This window comes from Neotamlana sargassicola (assembly GCF_020523965.1).
GTDB lineage: Bacteria > Bacteroidota > Bacteroidia > Flavobacteriales > Flavobacteriaceae > Neotamlana > Neotamlana sargassicola.
Genome location: NZ_JAJAPX010000002.1, coordinates 450,076 through 466,984, shown reverse-complemented (window position 1 = coordinate 466,984; position 16,909 = coordinate 450,076). Strand labels below are relative to the sequence as shown.

Sequence of the window (16,909 nt, the reverse complement as noted above, 5' to 3'; positions counted from 1 at the left end):
ACATTCCTGCAGACCTATTTATTTTGAAAACATTAAACAATTATAATTGTTTAAATCTTTTACCACTTTAAACTATCACTCATAAACTATAACATATGTTGGTTTTGGTTTTAATATACAGTTAAACCCTACATAATTCAATCTAATTTCAATTTCCCGTAAACCAAATGGGTTATATTTTACAGTTATTGAGTAATAAATAAAAAAAAGACAGAGGCTTTATTTGTTCTTTTATAAAAACTAAAAAAGACCAAATAAAACTAATTACTATGAGAAACATTACTCAATTAATTTTGTGTTTGATTCTGCTTATTGCAGCCAAATCTGGAGCTCAAACAACAATTACCTCTCTTGCCGAATTAAAGGATAGATTAGACGACGACAACGGCAATTTTGTTATGACGCCAGGAACCTATTATTTCAACACCAGCAATTGCGGTGAAGGCAAACTTTTTGATGACCCTAGATTGTTATTATTTACTGGAAACAATTCAACGTTTGATTTTACTGATGTTAAATTTGAAATTGACACCGAAATTTTCACCTTGTATGGTAATGTAGATGTTATAGAATTTTGGCCGGTTGGAAGCAACAATACTTACAAAAACTTAACCCTCGAAGATATTGGCATGACTGTTCCTACAAAAGGAGCAAGCACTGTACACCTAGATGGTGCCGACAACCTAATTGAAGGCTTTAAAACAACTGTTAGAGGCTCGTTTCCATATGGCTACGGCGATACTTTTGGTAAAGGCGGTGGCTCTGTAATTGCTCATAACAAACATGCCGGCATGTTAGTTAGAGGAGACAGAAATCATTTAAAAAACTGTACAGTTATTATGCGTGCTTATGGTCATGGTATTTTTGTACAAGGCTCTCACGATGCTATTATTGAAGGCTGTTATGTTGAAGGTGAATTAAGAACCGTAGGTGAAATGCTTCAAGAAGAAGGCACAGATTCTCCTGCCGATAATGTAGATTTTGAAACCGTTTGGGGCTTCAATTTAAAAGATCACACAAGCGATTATACTTTTAGCTTACAAGAAGCTGGAATTAGAGCATATTCAACAGGTGTAGTTTACGATAGCGACGGAAATCCAACCACTGAAACTGCCAGACAAACCTTAAATACTACGGTTATAGATTGTACCATTGTAAAAATGCGGGTTGGTGTTAATACCGGTGCAGAAGGTGGCGATAATAAACGTATTGAAAACTGTACTGCCCTAGCTTGCGAAGGTGGGTTCTGGCTTGGTAACGACGGCGATGTTATTAATTGTTTTGCAGATGCCTCTGTTGGACCGATTTTATCGGAAGACATTCATCGCTCGAACGCCACTTACGAGGTTACTATTTTAGACAATTACATACCTAAAATTGGAAATACACCATACTTTTTTGCAGGTGGAACAAACCACAATATTACTATACACGATGGCACAACATACTACAATCCGGATATCCAAATTGTTTTAGGAGGCCATAGATACGCAAATAGATTTTTAACAGGATCTGTTGAACCTCCACCATCTCGAAGTGCCGAAAATATTACATTTACTAATAACACCAAATATCCTGTTATTTTAGAAACTGCAACAAATTGCGATATTTATTCTTGTGGCCCTGTTACCGATAATGGTTCTGGAAACACAATTACAACCTTAACAACCTGCGATTATATTAGACCTTGCGATAACCGTGCAGACAATTTGCAGGCCGAATGTTACGACAATATGCTAGGTATTGGCACTCAAGATATAGCAGGCGACACCAACGAACGTGAAGTGTATGGTATAAATTCAGGCGATTGGATAAGTTTTAACGCCATCGATTTAACAAACATGGCTTCGGTAACAGTTAAAGCTTCTGGAACAAAAGACAACGTGTCGTTACAGGTTAGACAAGGCAGCTCAACGGGTACGCTTTTGGCTACAATTCCTATTTCAAGCACGGGTAATTATTTAACTTACCAAGAGTATTCTGCTAATTTAAACCAAACTATTTCTGGTACAACCGATTTATATTTTGTAGCAAATTCACCCTCCGATACTGGATGGCTTTTTAATATTGATGTCATTAAGTTTGTTGAAGACCCTTGTACAACAAGTTATAATCCGTTTTTCCGTTTAAGCGCCGAAGATTATTGTGATGGTAGTGGTGTTACAATTGAAAACCTTTCTATTTTTAACGATGTAGTTAGCGATATAGAAAACACCGATTACATAAAATTCTCGAATGTCGATTTTGGGTATGACGATGTTTATAATGCTGTAGAAATTTTAGCTTCGGCAACTTCAAATGGTAAAGTAGAAGTTAGAAGCGGTGCTGTAGACGGTACTTTGCTTGCAACAATATCTGTAGAAAGCACCGGCGACTGGGACACATACGATGTGTTTAAAAGTTATACAAGTAGTGAACTAACAGGAATTCACGACATCTATTTTGTATTTACTGAAGGTACAGGAACATGGTTAAAGTTCGATAATTTTTACTTTCAAAACGATGAATGCTTTGGTGTTTCATACGATGCTTATACTCAAATAGACGCCTTAAGCTATTGCGGTATGCTTGGTGTTATACCCATAAACGACGAATACCTTGGTGGTATTCACGATGGCGATTGGATTCGCTATAGCAACGTAGATTTTACGTCAACAAGTCCGGCAGAAATCACATTAAACCTTGCAGGACTTAGCACAACTACAGGCTACGTAAACGTTATGTTAAGTCACCCGTACGATGGCACCATGATTGCCACAACAACAGTACCGCAAACAGGAGGATGGGAAGTTTGGCAAGAAGTAACCGTGCCTTTAAACCAAGAAGTAACAGGTATTCATGATGTTTATATTTATTTTGGCAATAATGAGTTTAATATTGATTGGTTTAAATTTCATGCAGAAACCCAAGAGTCAATAAATTTAGCTTTGGCTTCAAATGGCGGCATTGCATCTCAATCTGGCACCGCTTACGAAGGCGATGCAAGCAGAGCAAACGACGGAAATACCGATGGAAATTACGGCGGAGGCTCTGTTACTCACACAGAACATGGTGCCGAAGGTGTCCTTAAATGGTGGCAAGTAGATTTAGGAGCCGATAAAACCATTAATGAAATTAAAGTATATGGCAGAACAGGAAGTAATTATATTGATGATTTGAATAATTTTACTGTAGAAATTATCAAGGCTAACGGCGATGTAACTTTTTCTCAATTTTATGCCTCTTACCCAAGTAGCCGCCCATTGACTATTGATGTTGGAACAACAGTTGGTAAAATTGTAAAAATATCTAAAACTTCGAATAGAGCTATTTCACTTGCGGAAGTAGAAGTTTACGGCAGTAATACCCTTAGCGTAAATAAAACATCATTTAATGATTTACAACTTTATCCAAATCCGGCCAATAATTTACTAAACATTAAAAATGCAGAAAATTCGACTCTGGAAATTTATAATGTTCAAGGGATTTTAGAAAAAACTATTAACGTATCAGCTGGTCAAAATATTATTTCATTACATTCTTTAAGTTCTGGTATTCACTTCTTGAAGTTTAGCAATAATCAAGGAAGTGTTGTTAAAAAACTTATTAAACGTTAGAGACAACCAAGTTTAAATCAAGTTATATAAAAAGCGCATTAAAATAAATTTTAATGCGCTTTTAATTATATCTAATCGAAATTTAAAGCTTTTATTACTTCTGAATTAAAGTTATTTCTTCTCCTTTTTTTGTTTCAACATCATATAAATAAGAAGCCTTTAACGCTATTGGTTCAATATTAGTTGCATTGGTTAATAACGGATTTTTAATTTTAGGAACCTGGTAAAATGCGTTTGTATTTACACCTGTTGCCTCAACTAATAGGTTACTTTTTTCTAGTTGTAATTCGTTATATGCACGAATACGTAACTTCCCTCCTAAATTAGACTTGATTACCGCTTTTACAACTTTTCCGTTTTCCCAAACTAATTCCGAAACTTCAAAACCACCTCTAGCTCGTAAACCAGTTACTTTACCATTTTTCCAAACATCTGGTAAGGCCGGAATTAAATGCACTGCTCCATCATGACTTTGCACCAACATTTCGGTTAAACCTGAAGTAAAACCAAAATTCCCATCAATTTGAAATGGTGGATGCGCATCGAGCATATTAGCATAAGTACCACCTCCTTTTGGAGAACCTGGACGGCCTACTAGTTTTATTTGATCGCCCATAAGCTTATACGCATGATTACCATCTAACAAACGTGCCCAAAGATTAATTTTCCAGTTCATAGACCATCCTGTTGATGGATCGCCTCGTTGAATTAAAGTATTTTCGGCCGCTTTAAACAATTCTGGATTTCTATAAGGCGAAATTAGATTCGAAGGATATAAACCATACAGATGCGACACGTGACGGTGTTTATCTTCAGGATCGTCTAAATCTTTTAACCACTCTTGTAATTGGTTGTATTTACCCACTTGCATGGGTGGTAATTTCGCTAAAGCTGCTTCCATTTTGTTTATTAATTCAGTATCGACATTTAATAACTGCGCTGCTAAAATGGTTTTAGTAAGCATATCGAACACCAATTGATTATCCATAGTGGTTCCTGCCTCAATATTAACTCTAGTTGTTCGCCCTTTTGGACCATGTTCTGGCGAAATTGAAGGAGTAACAATTAACCAACCATTTGTTGGTTCTGGTGTTAAAATACTTAAACAAAATTGTGAAGCGCCTTTCATGGCTGGATAAACCGATTTTAAATAATCTAGATCGCCATTAAACATAAATTTTTCCCAGGCATGTTGTGTTAACCAAACACCTCCGGTTGGCCACATCCCCCAAGTAGCACCATCTACAGGGCCACAAATACGCCATAAATCGGTGTTGTGGTGTGTAACCCAACCTTCGGCGTCGTACATTACTTTTGCTGTTTCTTGACCGGCAACCGATAAATCTTTTACCATCTCAATTAATGGCTCATGCATTTCGGTTAAATTAGTGACTTCGGCTGGCCAATAATTCATTTCGGTATTAATATTTACGGTGTAGGCACTTTTCCATGGTGGTGTTAAATCTTTATTCCATAACCCTTGAAGGTTTGCAGGCTGCCCTCCTGGTTGGGACGAAGAAATTAACAAGTATCTTCCATATTGAAAATATAAGGCTGCCAATTCTGGATCGAATCCGTCTTTAAATGCTTTTATCCTAACATCGGTTGGAAGTTTAGCCGCTTCAGAGGTACCTAAATTTAAAGACACACGATTGAAGTATTCTTGATAGAAATTTGTGTGTGATTCTAGCAAGTTTTCGTACGATTTCTTTTCCGCGGAAGCGATATAATTTGAAGCCTTTTTATGTGCATCGCCGCTTACGTCTTGATAGTTTATAAAATTGGTTGCAATAGACAAATAAATAAGTACGCTATTAGCTTTTGAAACTTCAAGCGTGTTGTTTTTAGCCTCGACACGTCCGCCTTTGGCTACTATTTTAATGCGAGAATCAAATTCTACTTCGCCTTTTATAGCTTCTGTTTCTTTTGGCAAACGCTTGTTTTTATTATCACTTCCAAAACCTGTCATTACCAAAACATTGTTGTTTTCTGTAAAATGTTCAACTTTCGCAGGTTCTGGCCTATCCATTGAAGCCGTAAAACTGATGCTTTTCTTTTTGTTTGCCGTTAGCTTAATAACGATAACATTATCGGTAAACGAGGTGAAAATTTCTCGGGAATAATCGACACCATTTACGCTATAAGTAGTTTTATTTATTGCTTTTTCTATGTCTAACTCACGGTAATAATTACTTACGTTTTCGTGGTTATTAAAATTCAACCTTAAATTCCCCACGGTTTCGTAAGGCATACCATGTGATGTTTTCGATAAGAATTTGTCGTTAGCCAATCGATGTGCCTCGTCGTACTTTTCTTGAAACAACAAGCTTTGAACGTCTTTCAAAGCAGCTTTTGCCTCTGGATTATCGTTTCTATGCGGTCCGCCAGCCCAAAGTGTTAACTCGTTTAACTGAATATTTTCGTTTACCGGATTACCAAAAACCATGGCTCCTAGACGGCCATTCCCAATTGGCAAGGCTTCGTTCCAGTTGGCAGCTGGAGCATCGTACCAAAGTTTTAAATTTTTAGATTGCGAATAACTAGCAGTTGTAATGATTACCGAAAAAACAATTAGTATTTTAAAAGCGCTTTGCATGCTTTATTAAGTTTATTTAAATTACATTTTGCTTGTTTTTGGGCAGCAAAAAAACCCATTAAACCTTTAAAATTAACCCCAATATATTTTTATATTTTTGAAAAAAGGTTCAAAATATTTCATTAATCAATTTTATAAATGCGCTCTTAAGTGTAAATTATAAATGTGATAAAATAAATTCTGTAGCATAATTATTTAATTCTTCAATAGATGGCGAAATGTTTTTACCATGAAAACTATGTGCTGCTCCTTTTATAGTAAGCAGCTCTACGTTGGCTTGTTTTTGCTTAGCAACTTCCAGCATGTAGGTTGAGTTTTTTATTGGAAGCACATCGTCTTGATCGCCATGTAATAGTAAAATTGGTGGCGTTTTTTTATTTAAATATTCTGTTGGACTTAACAATTTGGCCAACTCTGGTTTTTCTTCAATTGGTGCACCTAAAAGGCGAACAAATAATTTTCCATCTTCAAAAATAGAACCTGGTCTAATTTCTGGATTTACGCAAGATGTAAACGGAAAATAAGACGCAATACACTTAAATTTTGGAACAATTGCTTGCAATTCAGTATCGCCTAAAAAATCGGAATTATGCCCCAAAGCAGTAAGTAAACTTAAATGCCCACCAGCAGAACCACCCCAAACACCGTAATGTTTTTTACTCAATTTATATTGCTTTGCATGTTTTATTAAAAAACGGGCGGCGTCTTTGGCGTCGACAACTGCTTCGTAAGCCGTAGTTTTTCCTCTTGCTAATCGGTATTCTATGGTTGCACAAACAACGCCATTATCCAACAAACCACGAAGTGTTCCTAAAAAGGCCTTTTTTAATATGTTGTATTGGCTTCCTCCTGCCCAACCACCACCGTGAACATGCAACATCCAAGGGTTTTTCTTTTGTAACTTATCGTTTTCTGGGTAAAAAATGGTCATTTTTAACGTTTTTCCATCAACTGTTTTATAGGTTACAACCTCTTTGTTTGGAAATGTATTTAAAATGTCTTGCTCGTCTGGTTTTTGTGCGTTTGTAATAACAGAAAAACTAAATATTATAATTAAAATGATATTAAACTTCATGATGCTTTTTATTGAATTTGAATAGGTCTTAAATCTCTAGCTTCAAAATTTACGGTCTTATTTTTGAATTTTATTTTAACAGGAATTTCGTTATGTAACCAAAGTTTATCTTCTGTAAATTTTAAAACTACATTTCCTGTTTGTTGGGCAAAAATTGAATAATCTTTAGCTTTAACTTCTTCACCATTACCAATAAAAACTACCCAATCGCCATTTGTTTCGTTTGCAACCAAAGTGTAAGCCGCATCGGTTTCAATAGATTTGTATTTATTTTTTTTATGATTTGCAGAAGAAAAAACCAAATCTTCTCGACCCGATTTGTGACTTATATTTAAACCTACAAACTCGGTATTTCCATGCTCATCATTAAAACTAGAAATAGCTTTTATGCTTTTTCCTTGCGATGCTGTAAACGGTTCGAAAACCGAAACAAATGGAGTTTCCCATGCAGCACCGTGTTGCCTGGCGGTAAATGTTAAATAAGGCTGATTGCTAACATCGTATGGCAAACCGTGATTTCCTTTAAAGGCCTTATTTGGTGGCGACTTTATTGAAAATACCTCGCGACCTTCGTAACCTTTCATCCATAAATTCATAAACACATCGTCTTCGCCTTCTGGCATATCTATTTGCCATTGTGCTTGGTAATCCTCGTTAACTTTTGTAGATTTTTTATCCCACATATAATCTAAGGCATATAAATGACCTCCAGCGAACCCCATTTCGTCTGTTGGTTCAAGCTTCAAATGATCGCCTTTAGCATCCATTACTTGCATGGTTTGCCCTAAATTATGATAGTAGTAATCGTGAAATTTATCGCCTTCACGCTGTTTTTTCGACCTAAAAACATCGATATAATAACCGGTTTCTTCACCCGTTTTTACAATACTAACCAATCGGGTTTGATCGCTTCGCGTTTCAGGCTCTAAAAAATAAACATTGGAATACGAAATATCGCTAAAGTAACCTGTTTTCTGCTCAGATTTTGGATATTCTCCCTTTAAATCGAAAGCATGATAACTTAACATTTCGGTGTACGATGAAACGCCATCGACCATAACCGTATTATGTGCCGGAAATTGCGAATAATATTCTAAATAAATGGGTTGTAAATAACCTGCACCTTTACCAGGATCGGCGCCTTGCACGAAACCTTTTCCATACAATTCCATATTAATACCATTGGCGTGCATGTGGTTTCCTAACGAAGCATTGAGCGAAACCATCATACCATGTTTACCAGTACCATTTCGTTGTACATGCCAACTCACATTTGGCGCGTAAAAGGTTTGCGTCATATAATCAGACACATTTCCTGCTTTAAATTTAGGGTTTAAAACCACTGGTTTACTAGCAAAAAACGAACTGATGTCTGATTTAGGTTTTGATGTTTTTTTAACTTCATCGTGTTTGACAAACAAACGGTACATTTCGGTGAATTCCTTTTCTAAATCTTTATTTCCGTTTTTTTGCGTTGTACGAATCATATCGCTTATCGCTTCCGTTTTTAAATCGGTATAATTACTATCGCCAAAAGCAATGGTTTGCCCATTTGGAAATACATATTGCGGCAAAACTTTAACCGCTTTTTCCATAACCGGCATGTATGGCAATAAATTATGATTAAACGTATTGTCGAAATCGTTTATAAAATGCGTTAAATCTTTAGTTACACCAAAGGAATAGCCTGGACATTCGGCCCAAACACCGTTGTTATAATCGTAACCATAATCCATAAACTTGGTTAACGACCATTGTCGCGCAGAGGTTTCGTTTAAAATATAATTGATGTAATATTCACGCCCTTTTTCATCTTCATAATTATTATTATCCTGTAACACCATAGCGGCTTTTAAAATAATTTTTGCTTGATGCAAATTCCAGTTATTTTGTGGCACGCCGTTTTTTATAATTTGGTCGTTCCATTTTTTAATGGTAGCATCATAAATTTCAATTTTTTCAGGATGATTTTTTTCTATGTATTGATGCAGAAAATCGTAAACTTCTGAAGCGTAAATTAAAGTATGCTCATGTATTACTTGAAAACACTCCATGCCAACCAACGTTTGAATATGGCCGTTTAATAAATCTTTAGGCGCATTTCGATGATACATTCCTAACATGTAGGTATCGAAAATATCGAAAGCGAATTTTGCAAATTTCTCATCGTTTTCTAACCACGATAAAAAAGCAGCATCGCGAGCATACCCCATAAGTTTTTGGTTATGCCTATGTATAATTCCTCCGGTTTTAGATTGCTCTACCCACTCTAAAGGCTTACCTGGCTTGGTTTTATTGCGTAAATATAGCCCACGCTCGTCGTCCATGTACGGCAAAATATCTTCTAAACTTGGCATGGCATAATTTGTAGTATGGTCTCGTGAGCCTGTAAACCTAACAGTTGGCACAGGCGCATTGCCATCGGCATGCGAATAATAAATACCGTTAACGTAAACATTTGCTGCTTTAGTTTTCCAGTACATCATTAACCTAGACGGCATCCATTCTGGATCGGTTTCATGACGTTTTACATAAGCATCAATTTTATTATGAATACCTTCGAGCACATCACTGGCCCATGCTTCTTTTTTTATTGTTTTTTGTAATCCCTTTTTTTCCGATTGCGAGATATACATTCTTGGGTAACCTTGTTCTAAATCTGTAGGTAATGGAATATTTATTTGCTGCGCTCCTAAAACATGAGCTGTAGCAACAACCAATATTATTACAATCCGTTTAATCATTAGTAGTTTATTTATAAATGTTGGTTAAATTTTTTCTACATAAATGTAATACGCTGGATGCACACGATTTTGTGCATCGATAAGTTGTGCTTCCATATCGTATTTTCCGGCAGGAACAAAACCAGTAAAAGTAACCTCTTCTTGATTTTTTTCAATTTTATGTTCACCTTGTATGTTTGCGACATATAAAAACGCTTCGGTAAAATCATTTTTCTTGCTCGCCGGCATGGTCTTATCGAATGCAATGCTTTTCTCTACCGCTGGAAATACGGCATTAATTAGTAATTTGCTTTCTCTAGGAAAACGTCTTAATGCTATTTTATATTCACCATCTTCAACAAATTCTATTTTCCATCGCCCGGTTGCCTGAGCTGCTGTAGCTGCACCATATTGATGCCACATGTGGTCAAATTTACCAGTTAACATATCGTGAGAAGAAATACGACTTGGGTTTTCTTTAGGCGACCCAACTTTTATATAGGCATATCTTTCATTTGGATTTTCAGACATAATAGATTGCCCCCATTTTTCGTATCCTTCCTTTAAACGCATTGTTACTTCGGGATATTTATCTATAACGTTATGTTCTTGACCTAAATCAGTATTGATATTATACAACTGGTTACCGTTAACCAATCGCCAGTTATTGTCCATTACGGTATACGCTTTATACTTTATTAAGTTTTGCTTTCTTTGGGTATCCATATATAAAATACGATTCTCCCAATCTTGATTTTCGTTATATAAAAGCGGCTTTAAACTTTTCCCGTCTAGTCGCTTTACCGGATTAAAATTTAAATCGAGTAAATCTACAAAGGTTGGTAGCAAATCGTAATGTGCCACCAAATTGTTAATATCCTTACCGCCAATGAGCTTTCCATTTGGCCAACGCACATAAAGTGGCACACGATGCCCACCTTCGTAAACACTTCCTTTCCCTCCTTTTAATCCTGCATTATATACTTTTCTACCTGCAGCAGTCCCATTATCGGTTGTAAAAATTACAATGGTATTATCATCAATATTTAATTCTTTTAACTTGTTTTCTAAAGCTTTAAAATTTTCATCGATATTGGTTATCATACCGTAAAAACGCTTGGTACGTTCGGGTATGTTTTTATTTTTTTTATACAGATTTATATATTTTTCATCGACATTATAAGGTGAATGTGGTGCATTGGTTGATATATAGCAGAAAAATGGTCTATCCTTATTAACTTCAATAAATTTTAGTGCTTCATTAAAAAACACATCTGTGCAATAGCCTTTATATTTTTCGGTTTTACCGTTGTGCCAATAAGTATCATCAAAATAATCGTTACCCCAATAATCTGGCCCTTGAGTAATACCGCCACCACCATGACGAACAACTTCAGTAAAACCTCGATCTTCTGGTCTGTACGGATAATTATCGCCTAAATGCCACTTCCCAAACATACCGTTAACATAACCATTTTGAGCCAATATTTGCGGTAATATAACCTCATCTTCAAATAATAGCGAACGCCCAGTTATGGTATGGAAAACGTTTACTCTATTGGTGTGCCGACCCGTCATTATAGAACCTCGTGTAGGCGCACAGGTTGTAGACACATGATAATTATTGAAACGAACAGCATCCGAAAAAAACTTATCGATATGAGGTGTTATTATAAATGGATTTCCTTCACAACCTAAATCGCCTTTACCTTGATCGTCGGTTATAACAAAAACGATGTTTGGTGGTCTTGTTTGTGCTTTGTCTTTAGCCAAAATTGAGTTTGAAAAAAGACAAGTAAAAGTTATAAAAAGGGCACCAAATTTTAGTTTACTAAACATGTTTTTTTGAATTTATATTTACAGCGCAACAGAAGTTACTCCTTGCCTAACATTGGTTTTCCAACGACTTAACCTTTGCTTTAAAGCTTCTACTTTATCTGGATTTTCGGCGGCAAGATTCTTGGTTTCAGATAAATCGGTTTCAAGATTATATAGTTCATAAACTATGCCATCGTCATTAGGAATTTCAAGAAGTTTCCAGGCGCCATTTCTAATTGTAGAGCGTCCTTTAAAACTCCAAAACACATCGCGATTTAGCAAACTTTCAGCTTTTAATAAATGATTTTTAATGCTAATACCATCTAAATTTTCGATAGTAGTTGATCCCTCTGAGAAATCGACAAAAGTTGGAAGCAAATCCATGGTTAAAACAGTTTCATTACTTACAGAACCGGCTTTTATTTTTTTAGGATAACGAACAATTGCAGGCACACGGTGTCCGCCTTCGTAAATAGATGTTTTGGCAGCTCTTAAGCCACCGCTATCGCCACGTTTTCCGGCAGGCCCATTATCGGAACAAAATACGACAATGGTGTTTTCGCTTAATCCTTCCGCATCAAGAGTTTCCATAATATCGCCAATACCTTCGTCCATAAGTTCAATCATTTCAGTATAAATAATTGGCACCCTATCTTTAGGTACTTTTCTAATAAATTTACCACTTCCTTCTTTTCGCAACGGTTTATCGCTTCTACCTTGAATAGGATAATGTGGTGCCTCTTGTGCTAAGTATAAAAAGAAAGGTTTTCCTGTTTTTTTAGAATTATTTTCTTTTATAAATTTTGAAGCATATTTTGTAATTAAATCGGTGGTGTAACCTGGCTCGTCTTCAACTTTATTATTAACCCACCAATCGAGATAACCCGCTTGATCGATATGCGAATGATAATCGATGTTTCCGCTAACAAATCCTCTAAAATCATCGAAACCTTGATAAATAGGATTGTAAGGTTCGGCATATCCTAAATGCCATTTTCCATACATGGCGGTTGTGTAGCCTTGGTTTTTCATAGCTTCTGCCATGGTAAGTTCGTTTAAACTCAACCCAACTTCTCGATGATCGGCCGCTGTAATAACGCCTTCAACTCCGGTTCGTTGCTGATATTTCCCTGTCATTAACGCTGCTCTTGTTGGGCTACAAACTGGTCCGTTAGCATGAAAATCTAAAAACTTAACACCTTGCGATGCTAATTTATCTAGATTGGGTGTTTTAACCTTTTGGCTACCGTAGCAGGATAATTCGCCGTAACCCAAATCGTCGGCCATTATTAAAATGATGTTTGGCGGAGTTGTTTTTCCAGAAGTTTTACAAGAGAAAATGAATCCTGAAAAAATTAAAACCATCAAATAATTAATTGTATTCTTGATTGTCATTATTTTAAATAGATTTAGTCTAGACAATAATACATGTTAAGACTAAACTTTGGTATAAATCATGCTTCTTGTTAGATAAATTATTACCCAAGAAACGTCATAATTATTCATTTTTGTAAAACAAAAAACTTCACTGTTAATAACAGTGAAGCTTTTAAATTATTTATTAAAAAGTATGGTTAATTAGCTATAGTTGGATCTCCACTCAAATATCCCAACCTTATTAAAAATAAATCTGTTTGATACATGGTTTCGTTGAAGAAAGTATCGTCGCTTTTTTTTCTAAAAAAACTACCATTAAAAAAACCATGGCCTTGATTTTTATAAGCAAATAACGTTGAGTTATTTTTAGCTTTCTTCATAAGTTTATTAAACCGTTTTGCATTTTCAAAAGGCACGGTTTTATCGGCTTTACCATGAAATAACAGCATAGGCGGTAAATTTTCTTTTACTTGATGGCAAGGTGAAATTTCGGTTTCCCTGCCCGCTACTTTTTTAGCTCCGTAGCCATTTTCGGTAGTATCGAAAACAGGATTATAACCAATTACGGCATTGGGGACAGAACTAATGTTAAGGTTTTCATCTGGATTATCTAGCCCTTCAATTAACGCAGTGCAAATAGCTAAATGCCCGCCAGCAGAACCACCAGCTGCCACTACTTTATTAGGATCAATTTCTAAAATAGGAGCAAACTCGCGCACTTTACGAATGGCCGATTTTGCATCCTCAACCGCATCAAAAGGTGAAGTACCGTGTGTGTTTTTTACGCGATACTCTGCGGAGATTGCCAAAATGCCTCTAGATGATAAATAATCGGCTTGTTGGTAAAACTGTTTTGGGTTACCTCCAACCCAACCTCCACCAAAGAAAAACACAATGGCCGCTGTTGGTTTTATTGTGGTTTTCGGCTCAAAAACATGTAAATAAAGGCTATCTTTATTTACAACCTTATATAATATTTTTTTCGTTGGTTGATATTCTTGTGATTGCATTTTAACAAACATCAAAACAAATCCCAATATTAAAAAGAAGCCTTTTTTTAATTTCATAATTAATCAAATTAAGTTGTTTGCAATATAATTATTATTACAACGATTCCCTTTTATTAATAGGATAAAACTTGATCGTCTTTTAATAATTGTTCTTTTAACACTTGGTAATCTACCTCATGAATATTTACGTTTTTTTTAAGTGCTAAAGCAGCTAGTGTTTCGCTGATTTTTTCCAAAAACAATTAAATATAAATACATATTTGAAACGAAAATAACATGTTATTTTTTTAATTGCTCATGAAGCTGTTTTTTAAGGGCTATAACTTGTTCGGTATTTTCTTCTGCCACGTTTAAAGTTTCCCCTGCATCTTTAGCATGATTATATAGCTCTACGAAGCCATCGCTATGTTCTACAAACCTGTAGTTTTTTGTTCTTAATGTAATTGCATTCCCGCTATAAGCTACGGCAGCTTTTTTTTGTCGGGTTTTATCATTTATTAATGGGACTAAAGACTCTCCGTTAGAAAACTCTGGATTAGGCAATTCACATAATTCAGTAAGTGTTGGAAAAACATCAACCGTTTCAACAATAGTTTTAACTTTATTCGTACTCGTTTTTAATGAAGGATCGTAAATTATTAATGGTGATTTTAAAGATTCTTCGAACAAGCTATGTTTCCCCCAAATACCATGCTCACCTAAATGCCAACCATGATCGCCCCAAAGCACAACAACCGTATTTTTATCGGCACCGGTTTCTTTTAGTTTATTTAAAATATCGCCAACATGTTTATCGGCATAACTTATACAAGCGGCGTAGTATTTTTTAAGTTTCAAAGCATACTCAAAATCTGTCCTTGGGTCTTTACCGTTATGATTATACCCCATGAACTCTCCAGATTTATGCCATGTGGTTTTACCATTTGGTTTTTCGGGATGATTTATTTTTGGTATAGAAACATCTTCATATAAATCGAGATATTTTTTGGGCATTCCAAAAGGCAAATGTGGTTTTATTAAGCCAATAGCCAGAAAAAAAGGCGCATCATTTTTTGCTAATTCTTCTAATTGATTTAAGCCTTCTTCTACAATTAAACCATCAGGATAGCTAGAATCTATACCATTAAAAGCTTCCATAACCTCACGATGTTCAGGCGTTCTTGCTTGTCCGTTTGCCAAACCATGCATAGCGCCTTTAGGCGTTTGCCAATCACCAACAGGCATTATATGCTGTGTCCATGCATTTGGAATTTCTATAATAGAATCGTTATCCCAATTATCGCCACCTCTTCCTCCAGGATGATGGGAAACTTTCCCTACAGAAACCGTCGTGTAGCCATTATTTTTAAAATACTCTGGCATTGTAGGCGGTAAACTAAGCGGATTTTTAGCGTAAGCTTTTCCTCTTAAAAACAACGCTTGATTGTGATTTTTTCTATATTGAAGACCATACTGTCCCGTTAGTAAAGAATATCTTGAAGGACCGCAACTTGGAGCATTAACAAAATGATTGGTAAATATGATTCCTTTTGAAGCTAACGCATCCATATTTGGCGATTTTATATATGAAGCCCCAAAGCAATTTAATTCTGGTCGTAAATCGTCAATGCAAATAAGCAACACATTTTTTGAAGGTTGCTTTTTATCGCTTTCAAGCTGCTGCTTACATGAAGATAGTAGAACAATTAACAGTAATAATTTAAGTCTCACTTTAGTATTTAATTAAAATTTTATTTAATGTCTGTAAAACTAAAGCTTCCATTACTGTGTAACCTTTTACATTAGGATGTACCGTATCTCTTCCATAGGCTTCAATTAAACCGCTTTCATCATTAACCATTTTCGAATAATAATCTAAATACACCATACCATTCGCTTTGGCAAAGGTTTTAATTAAATCGTTTAAATCCTTTATTTTTTCTATTGGTTTAATAGCTGGACTCCATGAATAACTACTCGCTGGTAAAACTGATGCTAAAACAACTTTTATGTTATATGCTTTTGCCAATTCTGCCATAGAAAAAATATTATCGGCAATTTGCTCTATACTTATAGGCCCTGTATTACCAGCAATATCGTTGGTTCCTGCATGCATTACAACAACCTTTGGTTTTAAGTTAATAACATCTTGCTTAAACCTTAATAGCATTTGCGATGTTGTTTGTCCGCTTATGCCACGACCAACAAAATTATTTTCCTGAAAAAATTCTGGATGAAACTGAACCCATTTTTCGGTTATAGAATTACCCATAAAAACCACCATATTTTCTTTTTTCGGAGCTTTTAACAAGGCTTTATTAGCATTCCTATATTTTTTTAAATTGGCCCAATCTTCATCTGGCATGAGTTGAATTTTTATAATGGAATCTGCTTTTTTCTCTGGAAGGAAAAGGGTTAATTCGTCATTAACAAGCTTTATTTTAATTTTAGTTGAAGGATCAGACAGAAATGATGCTTTTCTAGGCTTTATTCTTCTATCTATAATCAACTTATTACCTGCTGGCCATTTGGATACGTGAGCGTATAAAAACCCATTTTCTGTAGTGTATTTTCCCCAATCGGGAACATCATAGTTCTCATCTTGTGCAAACACCAAACTTACAAACAATATCGCTGTAACAAATACACTTATCCTTTTATATTTTTTCATTTTATAAAGTTATTTACACATTCAAATAATATAAAAAAGACAAACACCAAGAAGGTGTTTGCCT

General features: G+C 35.5%; 10 protein-coding genes. 1 reads left to right on the top strand and 9 read right to left on the bottom strand.

From position 1 onward, the window contains the following. The first annotated feature begins 269 nt into the window (after nt 1–269). Nucleotides 270–3,596 carry a carbohydrate-binding protein gene (locus LG651_RS06620; protein ID WP_226695347.1) on the top strand — a complete coding sequence of 1,109 codons (3,327 nt, stop codon included), beginning with the start codon at nt 270–272 and terminating at the stop codon, nt 3,594–3,596. A gap of 94 nt (nt 3,597–3,690) precedes the next feature. On the opposite strand, the gene LG651_RS06615 is transcribed toward LG651_RS06620, so the two are convergent. The 9 genes from LG651_RS06615 to LG651_RS06575 form a co-directional block, all read right to left on the bottom strand. Beyond that, on the bottom strand, nt 3,691–6,192 hold the full coding sequence (locus LG651_RS06615) for a glycoside hydrolase family 95 protein (protein WP_226695346.1): 2,502 nt from the start codon (nt 6,190–6,192) through the stop codon (nt 3,691–3,693). Between the two features lie 157 nt (nt 6,193–6,349). Beyond that, entirely contained in the window at nt 6,350–7,267 is a 918-nt protein-coding gene (locus LG651_RS06610; protein WP_226695345.1) for a prolyl oligopeptidase family serine peptidase, read from the bottom strand. 8 nt (nt 7,268–7,275) lie between these two features. Continuing rightward, nucleotides 7,276–10,011, bottom strand: a complete 2,736-nt coding sequence (locus LG651_RS06605) for a hypothetical protein (protein ID WP_226695344.1) — start codon at nt 10,009–10,011, stop codon at nt 7,276–7,278. A 24-nt stretch (nt 10,012–10,035) separates the two neighbouring features. Then, entirely contained in the window at nt 10,036–11,829 is a 1,794-nt protein-coding gene (locus LG651_RS06600; protein WP_226695343.1) for an arylsulfatase, read from the bottom strand. An 18-nt stretch (nt 11,830–11,847) separates the two neighbouring features. Beyond that, a complete protein-coding gene (locus LG651_RS06595; RefSeq protein ID WP_226695342.1) occupies nt 11,848–13,203 on the bottom strand; it encodes a sulfatase in 1,356 nt (451 codons plus the stop codon). Nucleotides 13,204–13,382: 179 nt separating this feature from the next. Further along, nucleotides 13,383–14,252 (bottom strand): alpha/beta hydrolase, encoded by an 870-nt coding sequence (locus LG651_RS06590; protein ID WP_226695341.1) that lies wholly within the window; start codon nt 14,250–14,252, stop codon nt 13,383–13,385. A gap of 56 nt (nt 14,253–14,308) precedes the next feature. Beyond that, nucleotides 14,309–14,431 carry an FAD-dependent oxidoreductase gene (locus LG651_RS06585; protein WP_226695340.1) on the bottom strand — a complete coding sequence of 41 codons (123 nt, stop codon included), beginning with the start codon at nt 14,429–14,431 and terminating at the stop codon, nt 14,309–14,311. A 43-nt stretch (nt 14,432–14,474) separates the two neighbouring features. Beyond that, on the bottom strand, nt 14,475–15,905 hold the full coding sequence (locus LG651_RS06580; RefSeq protein WP_226695339.1) for a sulfatase: 1,431 nt from the start codon (nt 15,903–15,905) through the stop codon (nt 14,475–14,477). Between the two features lies 1 nt (nt 15,906). Continuing rightward, complete coding sequence (locus LG651_RS06575; RefSeq protein ID WP_226695338.1) at nt 15,907–16,845, bottom strand: GDSL-type esterase/lipase family protein; 939 nt, start codon at nt 16,843–16,845, stop codon at nt 15,907–15,909. Nucleotides 16,846–16,909: the final 64 nt, after the last annotated feature.

Bases quoted from the DNA above. Each gene is read 5' to 3' on its own strand.
- LG651_RS06620 (WP_226695347.1), top strand. From the start codon at position 270: ATGAGAAACATTACTCAATTAATTTTGTGTTTGATTCTGCTTATTGCA.
- LG651_RS06615 (WP_226695346.1), bottom strand. From the start codon at position 6,192: ATGCAAAGCGCTTTTAAAATACTAATTGTTTTTTCGGTAATCATTACA.
- LG651_RS06610 (WP_226695345.1), bottom strand. From the start codon at position 7,267: ATGAAGTTTAATATCATTTTAATTATAATATTTAGTTTTTCTGTTATT.
- LG651_RS06605 (WP_226695344.1), bottom strand. From the start codon at position 10,011: ATGATTAAACGGATTGTAATAATATTGGTTGTTGCTACAGCTCATGTT.
- LG651_RS06600 (WP_226695343.1), bottom strand. From the start codon at position 11,829: ATGTTTAGTAAACTAAAATTTGGTGCCCTTTTTATAACTTTTACTTGT.
- LG651_RS06595 (WP_226695342.1), bottom strand. From the start codon at position 13,203: ATGACAATCAAGAATACAATTAATTATTTGATGGTTTTAATTTTTTCA.
- LG651_RS06590 (WP_226695341.1), bottom strand. From the start codon at position 14,252: ATGAAATTAAAAAAAGGCTTCTTTTTAATATTGGGATTTGTTTTGATG.
- LG651_RS06575 (WP_226695338.1), bottom strand. From the start codon at position 16,845: ATGAAAAAATATAAAAGGATAAGTGTATTTGTTACAGCGATATTGTTT.